The organism is Streptomyces sp. CA-179760, assembly GCF_050937045.1.
GTDB lineage: Bacteria > Actinomycetota > Actinomycetes > Streptomycetales > Streptomycetaceae > Streptomyces.
This window is the reverse complement of the sequence record NZ_JBNJLZ010000001.1, coordinates 3,411,902-3,437,563: the sequence shown is the minus strand read 5'-3', so window position 1 is coordinate 3,437,563 and position 25,662 is coordinate 3,411,902. Positions and strand designations below refer to the sequence as shown.

18 protein-coding genes, 1 tRNA gene and 3 pseudogenes are annotated in these 25,662 nt (G+C 70.0%); 14 read left to right on the top strand and 8 right to left on the bottom strand.

Annotation, left to right across the window (positions count from 1 at the left end):
* Positions 1-79: 79 nt before the first annotated feature.
* Both ACQEV8_RS15360 and ACQEV8_RS15355 read left to right on the top strand, forming a co-directional pair.
* On the top strand, positions 80-349 hold the full coding sequence (locus ACQEV8_RS15360) for a hypothetical protein (RefSeq protein WP_215121299.1): 270 nt from the start codon (positions 80-82) through the stop codon (positions 347-349).
* Positions 350-513: 164 nt separating this feature from the next.
* Positions 514-792, top strand: coding sequence for a hypothetical protein (locus ACQEV8_RS15355; protein ID WP_432960477.1), 279 nt, complete (start codon positions 514-516; stop codon positions 790-792).
* Positions 793-931: 139 nt separating this feature from the next.
* Here ACQEV8_RS15355 and ACQEV8_RS15350 read toward each other — a convergent pair whose 3' ends face one another.
* From ACQEV8_RS15350 to ACQEV8_RS15330, 5 genes and pseudogenes are all read right to left on the bottom strand, one after another.
* Positions 932-1,891: a D-2-hydroxyacid dehydrogenase family protein gene (locus tag ACQEV8_RS15350; RefSeq protein ID WP_432960475.1), complete on the bottom strand. Its 960-nt coding sequence runs from the start codon at positions 1,889-1,891 to the stop codon at positions 932-934.
* Positions 1,892-2,089: 198 nt separating this feature from the next.
* Entirely contained in the window at positions 2,090-4,594 is a 2,505-nt protein-coding gene (locus ACQEV8_RS15345; RefSeq protein ID WP_432960472.1) for an ABC transporter permease, read from the bottom strand.
* A gap of 1,004 nt (positions 4,595-5,598) precedes the next feature.
* Positions 5,599-6,070: pseudogene (locus ACQEV8_RS15340) on the bottom strand (transposase); the annotation flags it as partial.
* A gap of 354 nt (positions 6,071-6,424) precedes the next feature.
* Positions 6,425-7,582, bottom strand: a complete 1,158-nt coding sequence (locus ACQEV8_RS15335) for a hypothetical protein (RefSeq protein ID WP_432973430.1) — start codon at positions 7,580-7,582, stop codon at positions 6,425-6,427.
* Positions 7,583-7,756: 174 nt separating this feature from the next.
* Positions 7,757-7,983 (bottom strand): annotated as a pseudogene (locus ACQEV8_RS15330) (VapC toxin family PIN domain ribonuclease); the annotation flags it as partial.
* A gap of 260 nt (positions 7,984-8,243) precedes the next feature.
* Here ACQEV8_RS15330 and ACQEV8_RS15325 point away from each other — a divergent pair.
* Entirely contained in the window at positions 8,244-9,035 is a 792-nt protein-coding gene (locus ACQEV8_RS15325; RefSeq protein ID WP_432960469.1) for a hypothetical protein, read from the top strand.
* 224 nt (positions 9,036-9,259) lie between these two features.
* On the opposite strand, the gene ACQEV8_RS15320 is transcribed toward ACQEV8_RS15325, so the two are convergent.
* Both ACQEV8_RS15320 and ACQEV8_RS15315 read right to left on the bottom strand, forming a co-directional pair.
* Complete coding sequence (locus ACQEV8_RS15320) at positions 9,260-9,793, bottom strand: hypothetical protein (protein WP_432960467.1); 534 nt, start codon at positions 9,791-9,793, stop codon at positions 9,260-9,262.
* 347 nt (positions 9,794-10,140) lie between these two features.
* Positions 10,141-10,213, bottom strand: a tRNA-Arg gene (locus tag ACQEV8_RS15315).
* A 321-nt stretch (positions 10,214-10,534) separates the two neighbouring features.
* On the opposite strand from ACQEV8_RS15315, the gene ACQEV8_RS15310 reads away from it, so the two are divergent.
* From ACQEV8_RS15310 to ACQEV8_RS15295, 4 genes are all read left to right on the top strand, one after another.
* Positions 10,535-12,142, top strand: coding sequence for a dynamin family protein (locus tag ACQEV8_RS15310; RefSeq protein ID WP_432960464.1), 1,608 nt, complete (start codon positions 10,535-10,537; stop codon positions 12,140-12,142).
* A gap of 3 nt (positions 12,143-12,145) precedes the next feature.
* On the top strand, positions 12,146-14,029 hold the full coding sequence (locus ACQEV8_RS15305; protein ID WP_432960462.1) for a GTP-binding protein: 1,884 nt from the start codon (positions 12,146-12,148) through the stop codon (positions 14,027-14,029).
* A gap of 349 nt (positions 14,030-14,378) precedes the next feature.
* Positions 14,379-14,855 (top strand): single-stranded DNA-binding protein, encoded by a 477-nt coding sequence (locus ACQEV8_RS15300; RefSeq protein WP_432960460.1) that lies wholly within the window; start codon positions 14,379-14,381, stop codon positions 14,853-14,855.
* A gap of 278 nt (positions 14,856-15,133) precedes the next feature.
* Positions 15,134-16,543 carry a Cys-Gln thioester bond-forming surface protein gene (locus ACQEV8_RS15295; protein ID WP_432960457.1) on the top strand — a complete coding sequence of 470 codons (1,410 nt, stop codon included), beginning with the start codon at positions 15,134-15,136 and terminating at the stop codon, positions 16,541-16,543.
* Positions 16,544-16,590: 47 nt separating this feature from the next.
* Here ACQEV8_RS15295 and ACQEV8_RS15290 read toward each other — a convergent pair whose 3' ends face one another.
* Entirely contained in the window at positions 16,591-16,911 is a 321-nt protein-coding gene (locus ACQEV8_RS15290) for a hypothetical protein (RefSeq protein WP_432960454.1), read from the bottom strand.
* A 38-nt stretch (positions 16,912-16,949) separates the two neighbouring features.
* Between ACQEV8_RS15290 and ACQEV8_RS15285 the strand changes: the two genes are divergently transcribed.
* The 7 genes and pseudogenes from ACQEV8_RS15285 (at position 16,950) to ACQEV8_RS15255 (ending at position 25,620) form a co-directional block, all read left to right on the top strand.
* Positions 16,950-17,390, top strand: coding sequence for an N-acetyltransferase family protein (locus tag ACQEV8_RS15285; RefSeq protein WP_432960451.1), 441 nt, complete (start codon positions 16,950-16,952; stop codon positions 17,388-17,390).
* Between the two features lie 162 nt (positions 17,391-17,552).
* The gene (locus ACQEV8_RS15280) at positions 17,553-19,004 is read left to right on the top strand and encodes a hypothetical protein (RefSeq protein WP_432960448.1); all 1,452 of its coding nucleotides are present in this window, start codon (positions 17,553-17,555) and stop codon (positions 19,002-19,004) included.
* 53 nt (positions 19,005-19,057) lie between these two features.
* The gene (locus ACQEV8_RS15275) at positions 19,058-20,095 is read left to right on the top strand and encodes a glutamate ABC transporter substrate-binding protein (RefSeq protein WP_432960446.1); all 1,038 of its coding nucleotides are present in this window, start codon (positions 19,058-19,060) and stop codon (positions 20,093-20,095) included.
* Positions 20,096-20,221: 126 nt separating this feature from the next.
* On the top strand, positions 20,222-21,556 hold the full coding sequence (locus ACQEV8_RS15270; protein WP_432960444.1) for a hypothetical protein: 1,335 nt from the start codon (positions 20,222-20,224) through the stop codon (positions 21,554-21,556).
* 17 nt (positions 21,557-21,573) lie between these two features.
* A complete protein-coding gene (locus ACQEV8_RS15265) occupies positions 21,574-23,358 on the top strand; it encodes a serine/threonine protein kinase (protein WP_432972715.1) in 1,785 nt (594 codons plus the stop codon).
* Entirely contained in the window at positions 23,358-24,209 is an 852-nt protein-coding gene (locus ACQEV8_RS15260) for a tetratricopeptide repeat protein (protein WP_432960442.1), read from the top strand. Before ACQEV8_RS15265 ends, ACQEV8_RS15260 begins: the two co-directional genes overlap by 1 nt.
* Positions 24,206-25,620: pseudogene (locus ACQEV8_RS15255) on the top strand (PP2C family serine/threonine-protein phosphatase). The gene ACQEV8_RS15260 and the pseudogene ACQEV8_RS15255 overlap by 4 nt, the downstream one beginning before the upstream one ends.
* Positions 25,621-25,662 lie beyond the last annotated feature (42 nt).

The window sequence follows — 25,662 nt, the reverse complement described above, 5'->3', positions numbered from 1 at the left end:
TGCGAACGCCGCCTAAGGTTGGCGACTGTCGGTGACCAGTCCATTACGGTCTGTGTCAATTCGAGAAATCGGAGAAGTAATGCGCAAGTACCAGAAGGCCGCGGTCGTCGTGGCCATGCTCGGCAGCGTCAGCTTCCTCGGCGCTGGCGTTGGTCACGCTGCGGACGGCGACGAGCAGTTCAAGCTCGAGAACAAGCAGGCCCAGTCGTGCGAGCAGAACGACTCGCGTGAGGGACTCATCAACATCGACGACGTCAACATCAACCTCGCCATCCTGGGTCTCGCCAACCAGGACAACAGCGAGCGCGAGTCTGTGACCTGCTCGCAGGCCTTCTCCCTGGGCAAGTAATCACCGAACAGGTGATGCGGGCAGGCCCCGGGGCTCGAACCAGGTGTCCGAGCCCCGGGGCCTGCCTCTTGGCTTCTCAGCCGGTATTGGCTTCTCGGCCGGTCTATGCGTCCGGAACGACTCCTCGTCCAGCGACGGGGAGTCGACCGCAAAGGAAAAGGTAAATGCTCAACTCGAAGAAGATCGCGGCGGCAGCGGGAATTCTGGGGAGCTTCGCTCTGATCGGCGTCGGCGCCGCCCAGGCCTCCGCCCTCGGTGACCCCGGCAAGTGCGTCGACGACGGCAACGGGCACGTTCGCTGCGTGGACACGAGCCAGTACACGTACACCACCGACAAGGGCGGCAAGGTCACCGTCGTCAACAACTCGACGCAGGAATGCCCGACGTCGCACAGCCAGGTCTCCTGCACCAGCAGCGCCGTCGTCCCCGGCAAGAGGGCCTGACTCCCGCCGAGTCCGAGGCGCCGCCCTGTCCACGTCGGCGCCCCTCGGGTGAGTCCACCGCCCAGCGGAGGATGGCCGGGACCCGATACCGGGTCCCGGCCATTGTTGTGTCTCCTGCCGTATCCCGTGCCCTACCGCCTCAGGGCAGCCGTCGTACGGGCGCGCCCGCGAGGAACGCGCGGATGTCCTCCACCGCCTGGCCGTAGTACGTCGTGTAGTTGGCGTGGGAGACGTAACCCAGGTGCGGGGTGGCGAGCAGGCGCGGAGCGGTGCGCATCGGGTGGTCGGCGGGCAGGGGCTCGATGTCGAAGACGTCGATGCCGGCGCCGGCGATCCGGCCCTCGTGCAGGGCGGCGAGGAGGGCTTCCTGGTCGACGATGGCCGCGCGCGAGGTGTTGATCAGATACGCGGTCGGCTTCAATAGCGCGAGCTCGGCGGGCCCGAGCAGTCCGCGAGTACGGTCGCTCAGCGCGAGGTGGACCGAGACGAAGTCGCTGCTCGCGAGGAGGTCCTCCCGGGAAGGGGCGAGTTCGACGCCGATCTCGTCGGCGCGCTCCTGGCCGAGGTTCTGACTCCACGCGCTGACGTGCATACCGAAGGCGAGGCCGACCCGGGCCACGCGGCCGCCGATCTTCCCGAGGCCGAGGAGACCGAGCCGGCGGCCGTGCAGGTCGGCACCGACGGTGGACTGCCAGCGGCCGCCGGAGCGCAGGGCGTTGCTCTCCTCGACCAGGCCGCGGGCGAGCCCGAGCAGCAGGGCCCAGGTCAGTTCCACGGGCGGGGTGGAGGAACTGGCCGTCCCGCACACGGTGACGCCGTGCTCCTCGGCGGCCGCGTAGTCGATCACCGAGTTGCGCATACCGGAGGCGACGATCAGCTTCAGCCGGGGCAGCCGGGCGATCAGCGACCCGGGGAACGACACGCGCTCGCGCAGGGTCACCACGATGTCGAACTCGGCCAGCGCGGCGGCCAGGGCGTCCTCACCGTCCAGATGGGTGTCGAACGAAACGACGTCCACCTCGTCCGAGACCGCCGACCAGTCGACGATCTCGGTCGCCACCTTCTGAAAGTCGTCCAGCACAGCACAGCGCAGCCGCACGTCGCACTCCTTCTTCGGCCCTCGGTCCGGTTCCAGGACCATGATCAGGCCTGAGAGGGGCAGCGGGAAGTCCCTCCCTTCTGTACACCGAGCCGAACGGCGGGGCGAACGGCGGGGCGGACGGCGCCCGGGTTCTGGCGGGGCGAACGGCGCGCGGGTTCCGGCGGGACGGACGGCGCGCGGGTTCCGGCGGGACGGTCAGGAGACGGCCCTGGCCAGGCCCCCCGGCGTGGCCAGGGCGCTCCGCATGGCCAGCCGTCCGGCGACCGTGACCGTGGCGACGGCGACCACGGCCGCGCCGAACGCCAGCGCGGCCAACGGCCCGCCGGCCAGGGCAGGGACCGCGGAACCGGTCATCGCGATGCTGAGCGGCACCAGCACCGACGCACAGACCACAGCGGCCGGCAGCAGCGCGACCACGCAGGTGAGTACGGCCTCCCAGGCCAGCATGCGCAGGACCTGCGCGGACTGTGCCCCAGCCAGGCGCAGCAGGGCGAACTCCCGTCGGCGGCCCGCCGTCGCCATGCTCAGGGTTTTGACGACGGCGATGGCCGTGAACACGTTGATCATGGTGAGCAACAGCAGGACGAACAGGTTGGCCCCCGCACCGGCCCCCGATCGGCTCTCTGTCGCTCCGTCACCGGTCCGCGCGCCCGGGAAATCGGCCGCCAGGGCCTTCAGCTCTCGCTCGACATCGTCCCGATCGGCTCCGGGGGCGGCCCGTACGAGAACGGTGTCGTCCAGCGGGGTGGCGGCATGCCGGGCCGCCGAGGTGTGGGGCAGCAGCGCGTCGGCGAAGTCCCGGTCGCGGGAGTAGACGGCCGCGACGCGGTAGGTGTCCCGGCCGCCGTCGTCCCAGTTCACCCGGACGCGGTCGCCCACCGTGACGTCCAGGCTGCGGGCCGCGCTGTCGCCGAGCGCCATCGACGAGTCACCGAGGCGGGCGAGCGAGCCCGCTCGGACACCGAGGTCAAGGAGGCCGGGCACGGCTTCGGCCCTCATGGCGACGAGGCTGCCGCCGATGACGGAGGCGTCGTCGTCCTGGCCTGCGTTCGCGTCGTCCTGGACGGCGTCCGCGCGGCTCAGTTCACCGTCCACGGACAACTGCCCGGAGGCCGCCGCCACGCCGGGAAGCCGGGCGGCCCGCTCCGCGTAGCCCGGCGCGATACCCGGCCCGGACGAGGACACGACATGATCGGCGAGCAGACGTTCCCGCTCCGACTGTTGCGCGCCCTGCGACGTGATCAGCGGTACACAGAGCAGGGTGCCCGTGAGGGAGAGGGCGAGCACGAGTGGTGTCACGGTCGCGGCCAGCCGCGCGTTCTGCCTGTGGAGATTGCGGACCGCCAGCGCGCCGTCCCTGGGCAGCAACCACGTCACCGGAGCCAGGAACAGGGCACCGGCGACCCGGCAGACCAGCGGCGCCAGCAGCGCCACCCCGATCATCAGGACGAGCACCATGCCCTCGGCCGTCCCCCCGCCCCCGTCCAGCCGGCCGGCCGCCACCGCTCCCAGACAGCCGCCCGCCCCGGCGAACACACCCACCCCGAGCAGCACACGCCGCCGGCCGAGCCTCGGCGCCGGAGCGGCCGACTCGCGGAGCACCTCCACCGGCCGCACCCGCGACGCACGCCGCGCGGCGGCGAACGCCGCGAGCTGCGCCACCAGGGCGGCCAGTCCGACGGTCGCCCAGGGCGCGACCGGCCCCACGGACAGGGCGAACGACGGAGGCAGTACCTCCCCGTCCACCAGCACCCGATGCAGGAGCACGGCCACGCCGACCCCGCCCGGTACGCCGAGGAGCGCGGCCGCCACCGTCACCAGCAGGACCTCCACCGCGATCATCCGGCGGATCTGCCCCTTGGTGGCCGCGACGGCCCGTAGCAGGCCGATCTCGGTCAGCCGTCCGGCGACCGCGAGGGTCAGAGTGCCGGAGACGACGAACCCGGCGACGAACAGTGACAGCACACCGAACGTCCCGACCAGCGAGGAGAGCATGGTCGCCGGTGACGGCACGTCCCAGAACTCCGCCTCCGCCCGCCCGGCACCGGAGGCGACCACGAGCGCCCCGGCATCATCGCCGTACAGCGCCGTGACGGCCTTCTCCACCTGCCGCCGAAGCGCCTCCGTGTCCGTGGTCCTCTTCCCCAGTACGCCCACGGCCCGCACCGGCTGATCCGTGTCCGCGAGCCGCACCGCCTCGCGGGAGGTGTGGAACACGGCGTACTGGCGTTCCAGTTGCCGGCGCGGATCGGCCACGCCGGAGACCCTGTACGGGCGTAACCCGTCCAGGCCCGCGATCCGTACGGTGTCGCCCACCCCGACGTCGAGGCGCCCGGCCAGAGTGCCGTCCAGCACGACCTCGGAGTCGCCGGCAGGAGCGCGGCCCTTCCGCAGAGCGAAGCGACCGAGATCGGCGCTCTCCCACGAATGCCCGAGGGACGGCCCGCCCCAGGGCGCCTCGACCGTCCTGCCCGAGCCGTCCACCACCGTGCTGGGGAAGGACAGTTCGGAAACGGCTCGCTCGACGGACGGCAACCTCGCCAGCGCCGCCCGCAGTTCCCCGACCCGCGGCACGAACGGCTGCCCGGCGACGACCACGTCCGTCCCCGCGTAACGCTCGGCGGGGGACCCGGCCCGGGCGCCCGACTCCAGCAGCACGGCACACGCCGTCGTCATGACCAGCGCCAGAACGAGAGCCACAAAACTGGCCGCCCAGCTTGCCCTGCGTCCCGAAAGGGTCCGCCATGCGATACGTAACACGGGTGCCTTTCGAAGTGGGAGAGGTCTTCCTCGCCGGGGGCGCTGAAAGGCTATCCAAGCCTGGGTAACGCGACACCGCGGAACAGTGCGTTGACCCCGCCGCGGAGCCGCGAGCGGACGAGGCGTTCGCCCGGAGCCCTGGTCGTGACCGCGCGCCACACGAAGGCGACCGGCCACGAGGAACGCCCTCCCTCAGGAGGGCGGAGACCAAGAGCCTCCGTCCGCGGCGTGACTGCGACGCACGAAACGAACGAAGGCTGCAGTAACAGCGGCTAACACAATGAAGATGAAGGTGCGCCAGGCGTACCCGCCAGCGAAAGAGTCGGTCTCCTCACTGGTGCGTCGTCGGCGGTTGGTTGTGTTGGATGCGAGGGGATCCACCTGTCTCTGCGCTGTAGCGTCTTCGGAGACGATCACCGGAAGGGTTGAAATGACCAACGATCTTCAGTTCAGTTGGGAGCTGAGTGGCAGCGGCTGGGCAACGTGGCTGATCAAGGATCGTTCTTCGGAGCGGAAGGACATCGTCAGCTACTGCACGGATGCTCTTGCCGACTTGCTTCATGGTGTGGCGGGTCTGTATGGCCCCATCCCCGTCCAGTGCTTCTCTTTCGACCTTGAACCGGCTGAAGTCAGGTGGGTCCTGCGATGCAGGGGTTCGGTGGTTGATGTGGCGGTCTACCGCTTCCCTGACATGTCCGAGAGCTTCGACGCGCCCGACCAGGAGGGCACACTCGTCTGGGACACTGTGCAGCCGCGAGAACTTTTCGGTCACGTCGTCCTGGAAGCCGCTCGGTCAGTACTGCAGGTCCATGGCGAGGACGGGTATCGGGCGAAGTGGGTTCAGCACCCCTTTCCCATCGCCGCGCTGCAGGACCTCCGCCGACTGCACCTCCGGCACGACAGTTGTGAACTGCAACATGGTGTTGCCATCTCATAGGCCGCTGGATGTCGGCTCGCCGTTCCCGTCGGATGCGCAGACGTCGGAAGCCGTGCAGCCAGGCAGAAGTTCCTCTCCACGACCCAGCGGCAGGTGCCCAGCCCAGTGCCGTGCGGCGTGCTGCGGCGGGCGATCGCGGGCACGATGCCGCTGGCGCGGACTTGGCCACGATAGATGTCGTGGTCGTAGCCGCGGTCGGCGAACAGAGAGTCGGGCTTGCGACGGGGACGGCCAGCCCGGCCGCGGATCGGCGGGATCGCGTCGAGCAGGGGCAGGAGTTGGATGACGTCGTCGCGGTTGTCGTCGGTCAGCAGGGCCCCACGCAGGCGCTGCCCCACGCCGGCCTCGTTCCAGTCCCGCATCCTGCGCCAGCACGTCATGCCCGAGTCGAAACCGAGGTTGCTGGGCAGGTACTCCCACTGGATGCCGGTGTGCAGCACGTACAAGATCCCGCACAGCACGTCCCGGTCCGGCAACGGCTGCACGGGGGTTTCTCTCCCTTACGGCATGACCAGGGCTAACGGCTGGAGCGTGGCCTTTGCGGACCGGCTGAGGGATCTGTCAGTGCCGCAAAAGGAGTTATAGCCTCAGCGTATAGGGATGTGACTCCGTATCTGTCCATTTCCCGCTCACTCTCCTTTGCGTCTAGTTGATCCTTTCGTCGAAAGCTGAACGAAGATATTGATGGAGTCACCGAAGAGTCTTCGGAGGTTACTGACCACCACGTTGTGACATACCTTGGACGACGCGTCACATTGATTATGTTGTTGTTGTGACTTATCTTTCCGTGATAGATAAGAGACTCTCCGCATTCATCGGGAGGGCAGTAGAATCTACCTTTCCTCCTTATTCCATGAAAAATGCGGGTACTGAAACTCTGACCCCTCGATTCTGCCTCGATCTTTTCTCATGAAGTCAAGATTGAAGTATGCTGCAATCGCGTCAAACTTTGCATCCCTAGGTATGCTGATCAGTTTCTCTGCGGTGTACTGCTCGCCAGGTTCGAGCCAATTTCCGATCGAAGAGAATCGGCCCGCACTTATGGCTTTTGACTCCGAGTCTTCTGTGTACATGCTTACGTCAGATTCGTCCTCCATGGCCTGCTTCAGGTCCTTTAGGCCGCTTTCCGAGCGAGAAAATTGGGCCGATGTTCCGTACACCGAGTAGTCGTCGCCGATGATGTAGACGGGAACCTTTCCTTGGTTTCTTGCCCGCAACGTAAGGGGGAGGTGAGTGAAAGGATGCTCAGGGTCTGGTATCGGTGTTCCGAATTTCGCTTCCAAGCTGACGATCACCGGGTTGGACGCTGGTTGATACATGGTGGAGTACACCAGGTTTCCGCTGGCCAAAAGCGCGGTCGCTGTAGCTCCGGCTGCGAAGCCTTTGGGGTGGGGAATTTCCTTCCATGTTTTTTCTCGGGAGAGTAGCCCGAGAGCCCACAGCGCCCAACAGAAGAGTGGTGTATACGTTAGTAGATAGCGCGTGTATTCCTTTTCTTGGAGCCACAGGAAAAGCAGGAGTGTAGTGGTTGCCAGGGTGATAAGTGTGGCGAGTAGTATGGTGACCCCGGAGAGTCTCAAGCGTCGCTTACCCCAATAATCGAGCGCAGCCAAAGCGGCTACTCCTGCTATTGCGCCCGCGAGTACGAATAGAGATCCGGTCACCCTGCCCGCAAAGGTCAGTCCCTTCAATGCATCGGGCATGCCGATATTAGTATGTAGGGCCATGGATCCAAACAGTCCAGCCATCATCAGCGCGAGAGTAATGCGTCTCTTGCTGGTGCGATCGGGCCACGTCTGACTATCCCCGCCTTGCCAGCAAACAGATCCTTGATCCTCCAAATCTATGTCATGCGGGTAATCGAAACGGCGCAGGATCCTGCGGAGCTGGTGAAGCGACCAGGCACTCCCTATCACTTCGCCGTTGATACTGATCTCGCGCAGCCCGCGGCTGTCAGGAGATTTAACAGTCACCCTGGGATTGTTCTGCATGGCACTAGGCTTGATGCAGGACTCGGCAGTGGCAAGCAGGATTGCTCCATTAGAGCACGAGGCACTCAAAAAGGATTGTGCGGGCTCTTTGGGTGGAGGCATAGTCCCGTCTGTTGATGAAGGAGGGCGGCGGCCCGCTGCGATCACCGGGCCTAGGTTTCCGCGGCAGGCACACAGGTCACAGTTGCCTGCACATGTGGTTCCTCCGGACAGCAACTGAGGGGGACTCGCGGCGGCCGCGAGGGCGGCGATCATCAGGTCGGCCACACGGCGACGGGGCTTGCGGCCTGCCGAGACGACGGCGGCGCAGATTCTGCCGTATATGCGGGCCGCCTCCACGTCGAAGGGGATGGGATCGAATTCGTTTCGGCGCGCTGCAGGACGTCCATCGGCTGCGGTCGTGGTGATTGCTGCACTCCGCCGCTGTAAGCGGCCCGCGCCAAGTGCACCGTTCCTCGATGGAGGCGGCAGCACGCTGGTGGCATGCGATTCGGCTGTTTGGCCAATGAAACGAGATGCCGTGCCGGGCGTCGAGAGCGTCAAGGGCTTCGACCTGTGATCATGAGGCGTTCATTGAAAGTGATCGACGAGAAGTTCCTGGTCGCGGGGGCCGAAGCGTCGCCGCCTGGGGCGCTGGTGGAAACACGCTGTAGGTGATCTGATGAACTGGTTGACCTCGCTGCCGGCGGTGGTGCTGGTTGTGGGCGGGCTTTTACTTGCCCTGCTGGTCGCGGCTGCGGCGCGCATCGGCGTCCGGATGCTCGTACCCGGTGGGGAACGGGATCGCGTGCCGCAGATCGCCACACCCCTGATGCCGACACTCGGTGCTGCCTTCGCGATCTTTGCGGCACTCTCACTGGCCAGCGAGGCCGGCTACCTGCGCGCGGCCGAGGGGTTGGTGAGTGACGAGGCGGCCGCGGCCTCCCGCCTGGCATGGGCGGCGACAAGTCCGCGAGTCCAGTCGGAGCCGATTCATGCGGCACTTCTGGACTACCTACAGACCACGCGTGCCAGGGAGTGGAGTGGCACAGCAGCGGCGTCCGGTGATGACCCGGCCACCGCTCGCGCGGTCGCAGGGATGGAGCGGAGTGTTCGCGCCGAGGCGGCCCGGCCCGAGGTGGGAAGTGCGGCAGGGACGGAGTTGCTGTCTTCCCTGGACGGTGTCACCAGTAGTCGTCGCGCCCGCGTCGCTGCCGCCTCGCGTGATGTTCCGTCGCTTTACGTTGTCACGCTCGTGGTCAGCGGACTGGCCTTGATCGTGAACTCCGGCGCCCTGGTCTTCCGCAGCAGCCTGCGAACGTCGCTGCTCATCGTGGGCGTTGCGAGTGTGGTCGGGCTGAGCCTGGCGTTGCTCTTCGCACTCAGCGCGCCATGGGGTGGCCCGTTCATCGTGAGTGGGAGTCCACTCAACGCCGTCATCTGGGACCTGAAGTCCGGCTTCTTCGAGGGGTAATAGGCGGCGGGCGCGATCGCACGCCGACAGCGCATCCATCGATCCCACAAACCCGTCAGGGTCTGATCCACTCAGTGGATCAGACCCTGACCTGGTGCCTCACTGTCGGGGTGGCGGGCTTGAACCCACGACCGGGCCGACCGCGGCGGAGATCGAAGCGGTCGGGGGAACGAGGAATGAGCGGACCCGGCCCGCTGTGCCCGGCCCGCCCGACACTGCGCTGCTTACGCGAGGATTTGTGCCCCGCGGTGCCGCCGGTCACGGTGCCGCTGGACGAGATCGACCACCCGGTGCTGGCCAAAGCGTCCGAGCAGTTCGCGGACGAGGACGGCAAGCGCGAACGCATCCGGTCCGTGGACGACCAGGTGCTGTTCAAGGTCAAGGTGCAGCGATGGCGCGGCGCGGTATGGCTGGACGCCGATCTGCCATGGCTGGCCGCGGCTGATCGCGGCGGGTCGGCGCGAGACGGCTCGGGCGATGACTTCTGTGCAGCCCTGGAGGCCGACGGCCGCGCCGTCCGGGCTCGCTATAACGCGGAACATTCTGACTGGCTGAAGACCGCGACACACACCGCTCACCTCCTGCCCGCACGCGAGGACCATGTCCGGTACCGCGCCGAGGCCGGTGTCCGCTTCGTGCGCCGCCTGCGGGCAACTCTGCTGGACCTGGCGCACGCCACGCTGCGCGACGGCCGTGAGCACACACGCGAGTTCGACACCTTCACCCTTGGCCTCCAAGTGCGTGCGGACGACGGCCACGAGACCTACCTCGCCGTCCGGATCACCGGCTCCGTTCCGCCGAACCTGGCCGTGCTGATCCTGCGCCCGTCCCCGGCTGCGAGGCCGAGGGCTGGTGTCCGGAGTACGCCCTGCCTGAGCGGGACCTGCTCCTGGCCGAACAGGCGTGGTTCAACCTCATGGACCCCCGCGCGGCTGCCGAGGTACTGGACGAGGAGCGGTAGCCAGGCGTCCGTCGGCGCGAACTGCAACCCCGATGTCGGGGTATGTATCCACGATCGTGGACAGTCAAGGCGCTTGGTCTCACAGCGATGCGCATCCTGGCAACAAAGAACCCCTCACGCGTTTCCGCAGGGAGAGGGTGTGTGCGCCCCCGGCAGGACTCGAACCTGCGGCCAAGCGCTTAGAAGGCGCCTGCTCTATCCACTGAGCTACGGGGGCCGGGTGTGGTGGCCTCTGTCGTGGTGCCCTGGTGTGGGCTGATCCGTGACGTTGCCGGGGACAAGGATAGGGCTCCCGCGTCCTTGTCCCTGTTGCTTCGCCTCCGTGGCTCGATGTGGAGGTTCGGTGAAGCGGTCCTGATAATCGCAGGCAGGTACGAATCGTGCACCGCTTTTGGCGTCAGAGGCATCGGGTGTTGTGCACTCGTTATGCCTGGAGTGTGCCTGTGTCCCAGTCGCCCCTTCCATCCCTTGTGTCCTGTCGGCGCGCAGACATGCTCATATGCTTCAGAATTCCCCTAAAATTGGGCATTCTTCACATGTGGTGACCTTGGACGTAAGGCCTCAGCTGCTCGACGCACTCTCCGCCCTGCGCGACCGTGTCGCCGCCGCACGCTTCCCGCTGCCCCTGGCGGGGGCCCCACGCGCGCGTGCCAACCGCGACGAACTGCTCGCCCAGCTCGACGACTACTTGGTGCCCCGGTTGCGGGAGCCCGAAGCACCGCTTCTGGCCGTCGTGGGCGGATCGACCGGAGCCGGGAAGTCGACCCTGGTCAACTCCCTCGTGGGACGGCGGGTCAGCGAGGCGGGCGTGCTGCGTCCGACGACCCGGACGCCCGTGCTGGTCTGCCATCCGGAGGATCATCACTGGTTCGGCGGGATGAGGGTGCTGCCCGATCTCACACGCGTGTGGGCACCCCAGCAGAGCGACACGGACGACCTGCTGCTTCCCGGCGAGGACCCCGCGCGCGTGCTGCGCGTCGAGAGCGCCGACACGCTGCCGCCCGGCCTCGCCCTGCTCGACGCGCCCGACATCGACTCCCTGGTCTCCGACAACCGCGTCCTGGCCGCCGAGCTCATCTGCGCGGCCGACATCTGGGTGATGGTCACCACGGCCGCCCGCTACGCCGACGCCGTGCCCTGGCACATGCTGCGCACCGCCAAGGAGTACGACGTCACCCTCGTCACCGTGCTCGACCGGGTGCCCCACCAGGTGGTCGCCGAGGTGTCCCGGCAGTACGGGGCCCTGCTCACCAAGGCCGGTCTCGGACACGTGCCACGCTTCACCGTGCCCGAGCTGCCCGAGTCGGCCTTCGGCGGCGGCCTCCTTCCGGTCACCGCCGTGGCCCAGCTGCGCACCTGGCTGATCCACCAGGCCCAGGAGCCGGCGGCCCGGCAGCAGGTCCTGGCCCGCACGGCGTACGGCGTCCTCGACTCGCTCAAGTCCCGGATGCCCGAGCTGGCCGGCGCCGCCGCCGCGCAGTACTCGGCCGCGCTGCGGCTCACCAGCGCCGTCGAGGGGGCGTACGACGGCGAGCACAAGCGCGTGCGGGGCCGGTTGCAGGCCGGAGCGGTGCTCGCCGGGGACGCGCTCAAGCGCTGGCGCGCCTTCCCCCTGGACTGCACCGCAGCTGAACTCCTCGACGCGCTCGTGGAAAGCCTCAGCGCGCTGCTGCTGTGCGCCGTCACCGCCGCCGACGAGCGCGTCGACGACGCCTGGCGGCGCGAACCGGCCGCGGCCGCCCCGGAGCTCGCGCCGCGCGATTCCGCGGCGGAGAGCGCCGAGCACCGGATCGGGCTGGCCGTACGGCGGTGGCGGCGGGAGCTCGAGGAGTACGCCGAGGACGAGGTGGGCGAGCTCGACCGCGGCCTCGCACCCGACCCCGAGCTGGTCGCCGCCCTCGTCGCCACCGGCCTGCTGGGCGGCCGCCGGGGCCGGATGGCGGGGGAGGGGCTCGCCGAGCGGATCGGTGCCCATGGCGCACTGCGGCTGCGCGACCGGGCCGGCCGGCTGCTCACTCAGCACGTCGACCGGGTCCTGTACGCCGAACGCGAGCGCCGGCTCGCCCCGCTCGACGCTCTCGACGTCCACCCCGAGCACCAGTCCGAACTCATCGCCGCGCTGTCCGTACTGCAGAAGGAGAGGTGACCGGTGACCGCCGTCACTGACCAGGACCACACCGAGCACGCCGATCAGCCGGGCGACGGGGACAAGGCGGGATCCGCCGGAGGTACTACCCGGAGTGCGTCCGCAGCGGCCTCTCAGACCGCCCAGCAGGAGCGCGCGGGCAACGACCCCCACGCGCGCGTGCAGGACGCCCGTGACGCCCATATGGACTCCACGGGCGCCTGGGACGACGGGCTCATCGCGCGCCGCGTCAACGAGACGACCGACGGAAGCCAGTTCGCCGCCACTGACAGCAGGTCCGCCGCCCCGCCCGCGATGAGACCCCTGGTGTACGACGGGGCGTTGCGCTCCCGCCTGGAGGCGCTGCGCGAACTGGTGGGGCTCTCCCGTACCCGGCTCGACAGCAGGACGCTGGCGGAGGCGGGCCGGGTGCTCGACGAGGCGTCCGTCCGGCGCAGGCTCTCCGGGCAGCACACCGTGGTCGCCATCGCGGGCGCCACCGGCAGCGGCAAGTCACAGCTGTTCAACGCGCTCGCCGGCGTGGCCATCTCGGAGACCGGAGTGCGCCGTCCCACCACCGCGGCACCCATCGCGTGCAGTTGGAGCGACGGGGCGGCGAGCCTCATCGAACGGCTCGGCATCCCGCCCCGGCTGCGCCGCCGGCCGCTGCCGACCGGAGACACGGAGTCCCGGCTGCAGGGGCTGGTCCTGATCGACCTGCCCGACCATGACTCGGCCGCCGTGCAGCACCGGGAGCACGTGGACCGCATCCTGGCGCTCGTCGACGCGGTCATCTGGGTCGTCGACCCGGAGAAGTACGCCGACGCCGTCCTCCATGAGCGGTATCTGCGGCCGATGGCGGCCCACGCGGAGGTCATGTTCGTGGTCCTCAACCAGATCGACCGGCTGCCCGGGGAGGCCGCCGATCAGGTCCTCGACGATCTGCGGCGACTCCTCGACGAGGACGGCATCGCCCTCGGGGAGTTCGGTGAACCGGGTACGACCGTGCTCCCGGTGTCCGCGCTCACCGGGGAGGGCCTCGGAGACCTGCGTGAGGCGCTCGGCCAGTTCGTGGGGGAGCGCGGGGCGCCGGCCCGCCGCGTCTCGGCCGATGTGGACGTCGCGGCGGCGCGGCTGTGGCCCGTCTACGCCACCCGGCGGCGGACGGGGCTCAGCGAGCAGGCCCGGGAGGAGTTCGCGGACCGGCTCGCCGACGCGGTGGGTGCCACGGCGGCGGGGGAGGCGGCCGAACGGGCGTGGCTGCGCAACGCCAACCGCGCGTGCGGTACGCCCTGGCTGCGGCTGTGGCGCTGGTACCAGGACCACAGCGAGCCCACCACGGGCCGGCTGCCCTCGCGCACGCAGGCCGACGAGGAGGCGACCGCGAGGCAGCGGGTCGAGCATGCGGTCCGCACGGTGGCCGACCGGGCCTCGGCCGGGCTGCCGGTGCCCTGGGCGCAGGCGGTGCGCGAGGCGGCCGTCCGCGGCTCCCAGGGGCTGCCCGAGGCGCTGGACGAGCTGACCGTGCGCGCGGGAGTGCCGACGGGGCGCCCGCCGCGGCCGGGGTGGTGGCCGGTGGCCGTGCTGTCCCAGGCCTCCATGACGATCCTTCAGTTCCTGGGCGGGCTGTGGCTGCTGGGCCAGATCTTCCAGATCATGTCGCCGAACCTGGGTGTGCCGGTGCTGCTGATGGTGATCGGCATCGTCGGCGGTCCGCTCGTCGAGTGGAGCTGCCGGATGGCGGCCCGCGGCCCGGCCCGCCGCTACGGCCTGGAGGCGGAAAGCCGTCTACGGAAGGCGGCGGCCGGGTGCGGCAGGGCCCGGGTGCTGGATCCGGTGGCGGCGGAGCTGCTGCGGTACCTGGAGGTGCGGGAGCAGTACGGGAGGGTGGTGGGGGCCGGGCGGTGACGGCGAGGGCGTGGCGGCTGTGACGGGCCGCGTGCGCGGGTACGGCGAGGGCGGCGTCCGGTGGGGCGTCGCCCTCGCCGCGTCCGTGTCCGTGTCCGGCTCGGTGTAGGGCTGGGCGTGTGGCTGGGCGTTTGGCTAAGAGTGTGGCTGGGGGTGTGGGTCGGCGTCGGGCTTGGCGCAGGGCTCGGTGTCACCCGCCGGGGTGGCGGAGTTTTCCACAGGCGGGCGGTGGTCCACAGCGCTCAGCGGGCTCGGCCCGGGCGCGGCAGTCTGGGGGACACAGCCGTACGGGACGGGCCCGTACGGGGGTCGGCCCGGCGTCGGAGTCCGGGCGAGGGAGGGGTTCGCGATGAACGAGACGATGGTCTGCGCGGTCGGCAGGGTGGCGACGCAGCCGGTGTACCGGGAGATGGCATCAGGCCCGTCGGCGAGGTTCCGGCTGGCGGCGACCGCGCGCTACTGGGACCGCGAGAAGAACACGTGGACGGACGGGCACACCAACTTCTTCACGGTGTGGGCCAACCGCCAGCTCGCCACCAACACGGCGGCGTCGCTGACGGTGGGCGAGCCCGTGATCGTGCAAGGCAGGCTGAAGGTGCGGACCGATGTGCGCGAGGGACAGAGCTGGACCTCGGCGGACATCGACGCGGTCGCGATCGGCCACGATCTCGCCTGGGGCACCTCGGCCTTCCGGCGCGGAGGGAAGCCGGAGACGGCGGCATCGCCGGCGTCACAGGAGCCCAACTGGGAGACGTCACCCGACGATTCAGCAGCACGCTCGGACGCCCCCGCTCAACAACACGCGGAGTCAGCTGTCCTGACGTGACGTCACCACTGTTGCTCTGTCCGAACTGTGGCTTATCGACGAGTGCGCACCGTGCGGCCAGGGGTGGATTTGTCGATAAGCCCTGCCCGCAAGGGATCTTGGCGATAACGATTCCGAGTCGGATCACTCATCCGACCGTCTGACCGGCGGGCGGGCTCCGACGCCTCCCTAGGATGCCGGGACATGACTCTCGGGGCTCTCGATGCCCGTGAGGCTTCTGATTTCTGCTGGTGGGACCGTACCCCCACGTCAACGGGTCCTGCTCGAAAGGAAATTTGGTGTTTGCTTCGTTCTCGGCGTTGTTCGTACGCAGGCGAGGGGCGGCCCGCTCCGGCGCCGCGACGCTGGTGTCCGGGCTCGTCGCCGCGGGCGTGCTGGCCGGTGCCGGCCAGGCGGCCGCCGACGAGACGACGCAGGGTGAGGGCGGTGCGACCGCGACCATAGCCGGGCTCAAGACGTACGGCACCGCGGTGATACACGGCGGCACCGGGGACCAGCAGGTGTCGGCGGGCCTGTTCGAGATGTCCGTCGAGGGCGGCGGCATGCTGCAGACGTACTGCGTCGACCTCCACAACCCCACGCAGCGGGACGCCAAGTACCACGAGACGCCGTGGAGTGGCACGTCCCTGGGCGCCAACAAGGACGCCGGCCGGATCCGCTGGATCCTGCAGAACTCCTACCCGCAGGTGAACGACCTCGCGGCGCTCGCGCGAAAGGCGGGCGTACGTGGTGCGCTGACCGAGCAGGACGCGGCGGCCGGTACGCAGGTGGCGATCTGGCGCTACTCGGACGACGTGGCTGTCGACGCCCTCGACCCGCAGGCCGAACAGCTCGCGGACTTCCTGGAGAAGAGGGCGCGGAATCTGCCCGAGCCCCGGGCCTCGCTCACCCTCGACCCGCCCGCGGTCTCCGGGCGGCCGGGCGAGCGGCTCGGACCGGTCACGGTGCACACCAACGCGAGCGGCGTGACGGTCGCGCCGCCCGCGGACGCCGCGACGAGCGGGGTGCGGATCGTCGACAAGCAGGGCAGGGCCATCACGTCCGCGGCCGACGGCGGGGAGGTGTTCTTCGACGTTCCCGAGGGCGCGGCGGCCGGCACGGCCGAACTGACCGTGCAGGCCTCGACCACCGTGCCGGTCGGCCGGGCCTTCGCCTCCGAGAGTCGGAGCCAGACGCAGATCCTGGCCGGCTCCAGCGAGTCGACGGTGTCCGCGACGGCCGGGGCGACCTGGGCGAAGCAGGGCGCGATACCGGCACTGTCGGCGGCGAAGAACTGCGCCAAGGGCGGTGTGGACATCATCGCGTCCAACAAGGGCGACGAGCCGTTCACCTTCGAACTGGCCGGACTCGAGCACACCATCGCAGCGGGCGAGACCAGGACGGTGACGGTCCCGCTGCAGGAGGACCAGGCCTACGACTTCACGATCCACGGCCCCGGCGGCTTCACCCAGCGCTTCACCGGCATGCTGGACTGCCAGACCCGGAGCAGCGAGACGGGCACCGCCACGCAGACCCTCAGCGAACCGAGCCCGGCCACGGTGGGCGGCACGGCGTCCGACACCAACCTCGCCGAGACCGGCTCCACCGGCGTCACCCCGCTCATAGCGGGCATCGCCATGACCTTGGTCGTCATCGGTGGGGCAACCCTGATCGTGCTGCGACGCAAGGCGACACCGACGATCGACTGACCGGGCCGAAGGGGCCTGTGGCAGCCCCGGCAGGGACGCCATGGGCCTCACGCGGACTCGCGGCTCAGATGCACCAGCCCTTCGATGGAGTTCAACCGGGCGCTCAGGACGGGGTCGGGGGCCGGCGTGGTCGTCAACACGAGGACTCGGTGTTCCGGGTGCGCGGAATCGTAGGGTTCTTCCCCGTCGTCCCCGGGGATTTCGTTGGGCTGGATCTGGATCTCGACGCCGTGGTCGCGGGCGATGTGGTAAATGCCCAAGAAGTGGCTCTCGCGCTCCGCGAAGGTCATCCCCAGACGGGTGCTGACAAGCTGTAGCAGGTCATCGGCGGTGTGCGTACTGGTGCCGTACGTGTCGAAAACAGCCATCGTGCATCGGACTCTAGCGCTCGCTCTAAGGTCAGCCCATGACGATCACGGTGCGATCAGCAGCCGAGGCGGATCTGCCAGCACTGTTGGCCCTCTACCGGGAACTGAACCCGGACGACGCGCCGTTGTCCGAGGCAGCCGCGGGTGACATATGGGCTGCCATATCCCGGCAGCAGGGGCGGACCGTTCTGGTGGCGGATGCCGACGGGACCGTGGCCGGGACAGCCGACTGCGTCGTCATGCCGAACCTCACCCGTGGGGGTCGGGCCATTCTGTTCGTGGAGAACGTCGTGGTCGCCGGCGGCTTCCAGCGGCGGGGCGTCGGGCGGCAGCTGATGGAGGCGGCCGTGCGGCTGGGGGAGTCCGCCAGGTGTTACAAGGTGCAGCTGCTGGCGGCGGACGACGCGTACGTCCACCGCTTCTACGAAGCGTGCGGCTTCAAGGCCCTGGCGCAAGGGTTTCGCCGCTACGTCGAGTAGTCGCGCGCATCCGCGCGGGGAACCGAACCGATCGCCCTGACGTGTTCCTGTGCAGGGGTGGTGGTTCACGCTGCGATCCGATCAAGATCGAGGCAAGGCCGGTGCGGATGTCAGTGCCGGCAGCGATACTTGCGGTGACGGATGACCATGGGGGAGGTCACAGTGACACACCTGCCGAAGAGCAGCCCACCACCGGGCTCCAGCCTGCCCATTCTCCCGGCCGTTCCGGCGCAGTCGGCACCTCCGGCCCGGCCTTCCGGCACCGGCAGCGGCCCCGCCGCCTCCCCACCCCCGGCGCCCCGCCGCACCGCCTTCGCGGAGGGCCTCGACCAACTCCGCGCCGCCGCCACCACCGAGCCGGGCCGTCTGCGCGTCATCGGCGCCCTCCTGGCACTCCTCGTCGTCTCCTTCGGCGCCGTCACCGCCTGGCAGATGACCGACCGCGCGGCCGCCGCCGACGACGTCCTCACCAGCAGTCAGCCCCTCAGCTCGGACGCGGCCGACATCTACCGCTCCCTCGCGGACGCCAACACCGCCGCCTCCAGCGGCTTCCTCGCCGGGGGCCAGGAAACGGCCGCCTCCCGCGACCGCTACGAGAAGGACATCCGCACGGCCGCCGACAAACTCGTCAACGCCGCAGCCAACGCCGACCCGGACTCCCCGTCCACCGAGACGATCGCCAAGCTCAACAAGCTCCTCCCGGAATACAAGGGCCTGGTCGAGCGCGCCCGTACCTACAACCGCCAGGGCTTTCCGGTCGGCGGCGCCTACCTCCGCTACGCCAACGAGAAGATGCAACAGCAGATGCTCCCGGCGGCGGAGGACCTGTACAAGAAGGAGAACCAGCGCCTGCGCGCGGACTACGCGGATGCCACGCCCTACCCCTGGGCGGCCATCGCCCTGGGCGTCGCCGCCCTGGCCGCCCTCGCCTGGGCACAGCACCGCAACTACCGGCGTACGAACCGTGTGTTGAACCAGGGACTGGTCGCCGCCACTGCCACCGCGACCGTCGTCCTGCTCTGGCTGGTCGTCGGCCACAGTGTCGCCCGCGCGGGTCTTGACGACTCCTACGACCACGGTGTCCGCTCCCTGAACGTGCTGCACGATGCCCGCATCGCCTCCCTCAAGGCACGGGGCAACGAGAACCTGACTCTGGTGGCCCGCGGCGCCGAGACGAAGAAGGTCGGCGCGCAGACCTACGACGCCTACGACTACGACTTCCGCACGGACATGGCCGACCTCGGCAAGTACCTGGCGGACGCCGCGAACCTCGCCGACGACACGTCGGGCGAACGGCCCGTCACCGCCGCCGTCGGCAACATGGCGGAGTGGAAGAAGCGCCACACCGCGGCCCGCGAGCAGGACGAGAACGGCAACTACCAGCAGGCGCTGGACAGGGTCATCGGCACCAAGGGTGCGACCGGCGAATGCTTCGACAGCGTCGACGCGAACCTGCGCACGGCACTCGCCCACGAGGAGACCGAGTTCAAGCGCGCGGCCGGCGACGGCCGGGACGCCCTGACGGGCCTGTCGGCGGGCGCGGCCGTCCTCGCGGTCCTGGGCGCGGCGGGCGCGGTGCTGGGCATCGGCCGCAGGCTGTCGGAGTACCGATGAACGGGGCACGGGATACACGGGATACACGGCGAGACGTGAAAGGGGGCGTGAGCATGCGAGCACGACGTCTGCGGGCCAGCCTGAAGGGCTGGGGCGGGGTGGCCACGATGGCGGTCGTCTGCGCCCTGGTGGCGGTCTTCGCGCTCTGCGTCCCGCTGTCCGGACCGGGCATTGATGACGGCCGGGCTCTCACCCAAGCCTCCCAGGCCACCGTCGAGAAGGCCGAAGAGGACTGCGAGGCCCCCGAGAAGCAGACGCTGTCCCCCTCCTCCGCCGACGGCGACACCATCCAGGCCATCAAGGACCGCGACGGCGAGAAGCGCAAGCTGATCGTCGGCGTCGACCAGAACAGCTACCGCTGGGGCTACCGCAACCCCAACAGCGGCAAGACCGCGGAGCTCGAAGGCTTCGACATCGACCTGGTCCACCGCATCGCCGAGGACATACTCGGTGACCCGGACGCCGTCCAGTTCAAGGCGATCCCCACCGACCAGCGCATCCCCGCGATCCAGGACGGCCGCGTGGACATGGTCGTCCGTACGATGACGATCAACTGCGACCGCATCGCGGACGTCGCCTTCTCCGCGCCCTACTTCAAGACGGGACAGCAGGTCCTGGCCCCGAAGTCCTCGCCAGTCAAGGGCTACGACGACACGCTCGCGGACCGCAGGATCTGCACGGCGGCCGGCTCGACGGCGTACTCCACGCTGGAGGCCGACCAGAAGGACGGCAGGCTGCCCGCCACCACCGACATATCCACGACCGTTCCGAACCAACTCGACTGTCTGGTAAGGCTCCAGCTCGGCGAGGTCGACGCCGTGGTCACCGACGGCGCGCTCGCGGCGAGCCAGGCGGCACAGGATCCGACGGTCCAGCTCAAGGGCGACGCCTTCACTGCCGAGTACTACGGCGTGGCGATGAAGAAGGACGCCGACGATCTGGTACGCCGGGTCAACCAGATCCTGGTGGACTACCGCAAGGACACCGCGAACGGCTGGCAGGCCTCGTACGAGAAATGGCTGTCGGCGACACTGGGCAAGGATGCGAAGAAGTCGGAACCACCGGCTCCGCAGTACCTGCGCACCACCTGACCGCTCGACCCACACTCCGACCGACAGCCGCCCCCCCCAACCGGCGAGCCGAACAGAACCGACAGCCAACCCAACCGCCAATCCAGCCACCAACCCAACCGGCACTACCGCAGCGAGAGGTGATCGATGGGCGTCACGGGATCCACCGGGCCGGTGATGGACCGGGACGAGGTGGACCGTGCGCTGGCGCGGCTCGGCGCGGAGCACGAGGCGATCGAGACCTCGCTCCTCGCCCTGCAGGACCACGCGGGCCGCAGACTCCTGGAGGGTGCGGAGCTCACCGGCGTCACCCAGGAGCGCTGGACGTCCACGGAGGCGTCGATCACGCTGCTGTGGACGTATTTCGACGCGTACACGGACGCCCTGCGCACCGCCCGCGACATCCGCTCCCGCCGCCGCTGGTCCAGCCGCGAGGACCTGGTGGAGCTGACGGAACTGCTGAACGGCGAGTCCGTCACCGTCGCGGGCAGTGCCACCGCGACCGCCAACGCCCCCACCCTGCACGGCGCCGCGAACAAACTCAGCGAGCGCTACTCGCTCACCACCCTCGTCGACCGGATGAACGAGCTGTACGCGTCGAGCCTGGACATGGTGGTGGCCGCCGACGCGGTCTGGTCGGCACTGCCCGCCCGGATCGACCTGCTGGCGGCCGAACTCCAGCGCACCCGCCGGCTCGCGCACTCGGTGGGAGTGCGGCCCGGCGAGCACCCGGCGGGCGACGACCTGGATCGCATCACACGCATACTGACGAAGCTGCGCGAGCAGGTCGTCTCGGACCCGCTCGAGTTCTGGCTGGCGACGGAGGGCAGTTCGGCCCCGGGCGGCGGCCGGCCGGACACGACGGTGTACGACCGTGAGGCGCGCGCCCTGGAGGACGTACGCCGGGAGATCGACGCGGTCCTGACGGTCCGGCAGGACGCAGAGAAGCGGATCGTCAGGCTGCGGGACATCCTCAGCCGTGCGGACCGCACGCTGGCCGAGGCGCGCATCGCCCGCGGCGAGGTCCTCGCGAAGATCGCGGCGACGGAGGTGCCGGTCGTCAGCGGACCGCCGACGGTGCTGCAGGAGCAGGTGGCGGCGGCAGCCGACTATCGCAGGCAGGGGCAGTGGCACCGGCTGTCCCCGCTGCTGGAGTCGCTGGAGCAGAAGGCCGAGGACGAACTGCTGCGCGCCCGAGAGTCGTTGACCGCGGTCACCGCGCCCCTGGCGGTCCGGGCCGAGCTGCGCGGCCGGCTCGACGCGTACAAGGCGAAGGTCGCCCGGCACGGCTTCGCGGAGGACGCGCTGCTGGTGGAGCGGTACGAGAAGGCGCGCCGCATGCTGTGGAGCGCACCTTGCGATCTGCGCGCCGCGGAAGGGGCCGTGCTCCGCTACCAGCAGGCAGCCCTGGAACTGCTCGGCGGCCCGCGGGTGCCGGACCAGGGCGCAGTCGAGGACGACCGGAGGGGGCCGGGCGCATGAGCGACAAGGGGGAGTCCATGACCGAGGCACGCAGCTGTCAACGCCCCACCTGCACGGGCGCCTACGAGGACGTGGGCGGCGGCGAGCTGTACTGCGACACCTGCGGCCTCGCCCCGGTCGTCGCACCGAACGGCATGGTCGCCTCGCCCCCCACCGGCATCACCGCCGGCGGCAAGGGCGGCTCACGTGGCTCGGGCGCCAGCGCGAGCTCCCGCTCCAGCGGCCGCAGTTCCCGTACGTCGTCCCAGTCGTCGAAGTCCCGCCGCTCGGTGTCGGGACGCCTCTCGCGCTCCCTGTCGGGCAAGGCGACGAGCCGCTCGGTGTCGGTGCGCAGCTCCGGTTCCGGCGCCGGTTCCTCGTCCCGGGGCCGGCTGGGCGCCGGGCTGGTGCAGGTGCCGCCGATCCCGCGGCCCGACCCGCGCGAGATGGTCCTGGACAACCCCGAGGTGCCCGAGCGGAAGCGGTTCTGCTCGCGTTCGGACTGCGGTGCTCAGGTGGGCCGGGCGCGCGGTGACCGGCCGGGGCGCACGGAGGGGTTCTGCACCAAGTGCGGCCACCCTTACTCGTTCGTGCCGAAGCTCAAGACCGGTGACGTCGTGCACGGCCAGTACGAGGTGGTCGGCTGTCTCGCGCACGGTGGCCTGGGCTGGATCTACCTCGCCGTCGACCGGGCGGTCTCCGATCGCTGGGTGGTCCTCAAGGGCCTGCTGGACACCGGCGACCAGGACGCGATGGCCGCGGCGATCTCCGAGCGGCGCTTCCTCGCGGAGATCGAGCACGCCAACATCGTGCGGATCTACAACTTCGTGGAGCACCTGGACCAGCGCACGGGCTCCCTCGACGGCTACATCGTCATGGAGTACGTCGGCGGCAAATCGCTGAAGGAGATCGCCAACGGCCGCCGCACAGCGCAGGGCAGGCGCGACCCGCTGCCGGTGGAGCAGGCCTGCGCGTACGGCATCGAGGCGCTGGAGGCGCTCGGCCATCTGCACAGCCGGAACCTTCTGTACTGCGACTTCAAGGTCGACAACGCGATCCAGACCGAGGACCAGCTCAAGCTGATCGACATGGGCGCGGTGCGCAGGATGGACGACGAGGAGTCGGCCATCTACGGCACGGTGGGCTACCAGGCGCCGGAGGTGGCCGAGGCCGGCCCGTCGGTGGCGAGCGACCTCTTCACCGTCGCCCGCACGCTCGCCGTCCTGACCTTCGACTTCCAGGGCTACACGAACGTCTACGCGGACTCCCTGCCCGACCCCGACCACATCGAGGTCTTCCGGCAGTACGAGTCGTTCTACCGCCTGCTGGTCCGCGCCACCGACCCCGACCCGGCCCGCCGGTTCGCCTCCGCGCAGGAGATGACCGAGCAGCTGACCGGCGTCCTGCGCGAGGTCGTCTCCCTCCAGACGGGCCGTGCCCGGCCCGCCCTGTCCACCCTGTTCGGGCCCGAACTGCGGGTCACGGACACGGAGCTGTTCCCACGGCTGGACGGTGAGGTCTCCCGGCTGGGGGCGCGGGTGGTGCGGACGCGGCGCGGCTCCCCGACCGGAGCCGCGCTGCCAGCCGCTACAGCCGCCACCGCCACAGGCGCTTCCATCACCACCGCTTCCGGCCCGGCCGCAGCTCAGCTCCCCGCTGGCGGCGAGCACCCCCAGGCGCAGCTCCCCGCAGGCGGTGGGCATCCTCACACTCCGCATCCCACCGGCCTCGTCAGGCCCGTCGACGCCCCCGCCGCAGCCCTCGCGCTGCCCGTCCCCGGGTCGACCCGACCGACCCCAACGCCGGTTTCCTGGCGGGCCTGATGACCTCCGCGCCGGCCGAGCTGCTCGGAGCCCTCGCGGCGGCCCCGGCCTCGTCGACGGAGACGCGGTTGCGGCAGATCCGGGCCTGGCTGGAGACCGGCGACCCGGCCGCCGCGCTGGAGGCCCTGGTCACGCTGGAGGGCGAGCGGCCCGACGACTGGCGGGTGGTCTGGTACCGGGGCGTGGCCGCGCTGGTCACCGGCGACGACGAGGGCGCCGCGCTCTCCTTCGACGCGATCTACGACGCCTTCCCGGGCGAGATCGCGCCCAAGCTGGCGCTGGCCCTGTGCGCGGAGGTGCTGGGCCAGCTCGACAACGCCGCCGAGTACTACCGGCTGGTGTGGTCGACCGACCCGAGTTATGTGAGTGCCGCGTTCGGGCTGGCCCGCGTACAACTGGCGAGCGGGGACCGGCGCGGCGCCGTCACGACGCTGGAGTCGGTCCCGGAGTCCTCCATCCACTACACGGCCGCGCGCGTGGCGGCCGTACGGGCGCGGCTGAGGCAGCGCACGGCGGCCGCCTCCGACGTACCGTTCCTGGAGGATCTCACGGCCGCCGCGGCCCAGGTCGAGGCGCTGGAGGCGTACGGTCTGGACCCGGCGCGGCGTGAGCAGTTGTCGGCCGAGGTCCTCGGCAGTGCCCTGGACTGGGTACTCTCCGGGGGCCAGGGTTCCGTCCCTCCCGCCGCCGGGGACGGACGCTGCTCGGCAGCGGCCTGGACGAGCGGGGCCTGCGTTTCGGCCTGGAACGCTCGTACCGCACGCTGGCCCGGCTGGCGCGGGGCGGCGAGGAGAGGATCGACCTGGTGGAACGTGCCAATCGTTACCGCCCCCGGACGTGGGTGTAGTTGATGTCGCAGATGCCCCAGTTGTCCGCCTGCCCGAGTTGCGAGGAACCCCTCGAATCGGGTGACCGTTTCTGCGGCGCGTGCGGATATGACCTGTCCGCCGTGCCCGAACGGCCGCAGGACAACCCGACCATCACCATGAACGGCTCGGTGCCCGCCCAGGGCGCCCCGGCCGGTGAATATCCCGAGCGCCCCCCGGCGCCCCCGCCGGCGCGCCCTGGCCGGCGCCAGGACCGGCGGACCCTCAAGCCCCGGCCGCGGGTGTCCCCGTGCCATCGGAGGCGCCCCCGGCCACCGGCGTACGGTTCGACCGGAGACCGCAGCCCGACGGACATGCCGCGTCACCGGAGACGCATCAGGCCCAGTCCGATCAAACTCAGCCTGATCGAACCCAGCCTGATCGAACCCAACCCGATCAGATGCAGCCCGACGAGTACCTCCTCCAGGCACCGGACCCACGGGTGTCCGCCGAGCCCGCGGCCCCGGCCGCAGGGGCCGGCGGCAAGGTCTGCGTGGCCTGCCGTGCCGGCCGCGTGGACGACGACGGCTACTGCGAGAACTGCGGCCACGCCCAGCCGCGTGAACGGGACCACATGGAGCAGGAGTCCGGCCCGATGGCCGCGGTCAGCGACCGCGGCCTGCGCCACCACCGCAACGAGGACGCGTTCGCCATCGGCACCACCGCGCTGCCCGACGGCACCCCCGCCTCCGTGGCGATCGTCTGCGACGGAGTGTCCTCGGCGACCCGTCCCGACGACGCCTCCCAGGCGGCGTCGAGGGCCGCGAGCGAGGCGGTGCTGGCCGCCCTGCCACGCGGCGCGCACCCGCAGCAGGCGATGCACGACGCGATCGTCGCCGCCTCACGCGCCGTCAACTCGCTCGCCGCCGAGCCCGCCACGGCCCTGGAGCAGGCCCCGCACCAGAACGCCCCGGCGTGCACCATCGTCGGCGCCGTGGTGACGTCGGGCCTGCTGATCGTCGGCTGGGTCGGCGACAGCCGCGCCTACTGGGTCCCGGTCGACCGGAGCGCTCCCCCCGCCCGGCTCACCGAGGACGACTCGTGGGCAGCGCAGATGGTCGCCGCGGGTCTGATGAGCGAGGCGGAGGCCTACGCCGACGAGCGCGCCCACGCGATCACCGGCTGGCTCGGCGCAGACGCCTACGAACTGGAGCCGCACACCGCCGCGTTCAAGCCGGACCGGCCGGGCGTGGTCGTGGTCTGCACGGACGGCCTGTGGAACTACGCGGAGGCGGCCGAGGAGATGGCCCGGGTCCTCCCCGTCGACGCCGCCGCGCACCCGCTGCACAGCGCCCGGGTGCTCGTCGGCCACGCCCTGGACGGCGGGGGCCACGACAACGTAACAGTGGCCCTCGTGCCGTTCCCCGCCGTGCCCCAGGGGGCAGGATCGGCCTGAGGCCACGTACGAGGACGCCTCGGCGGACCGGAGGGGACCGGT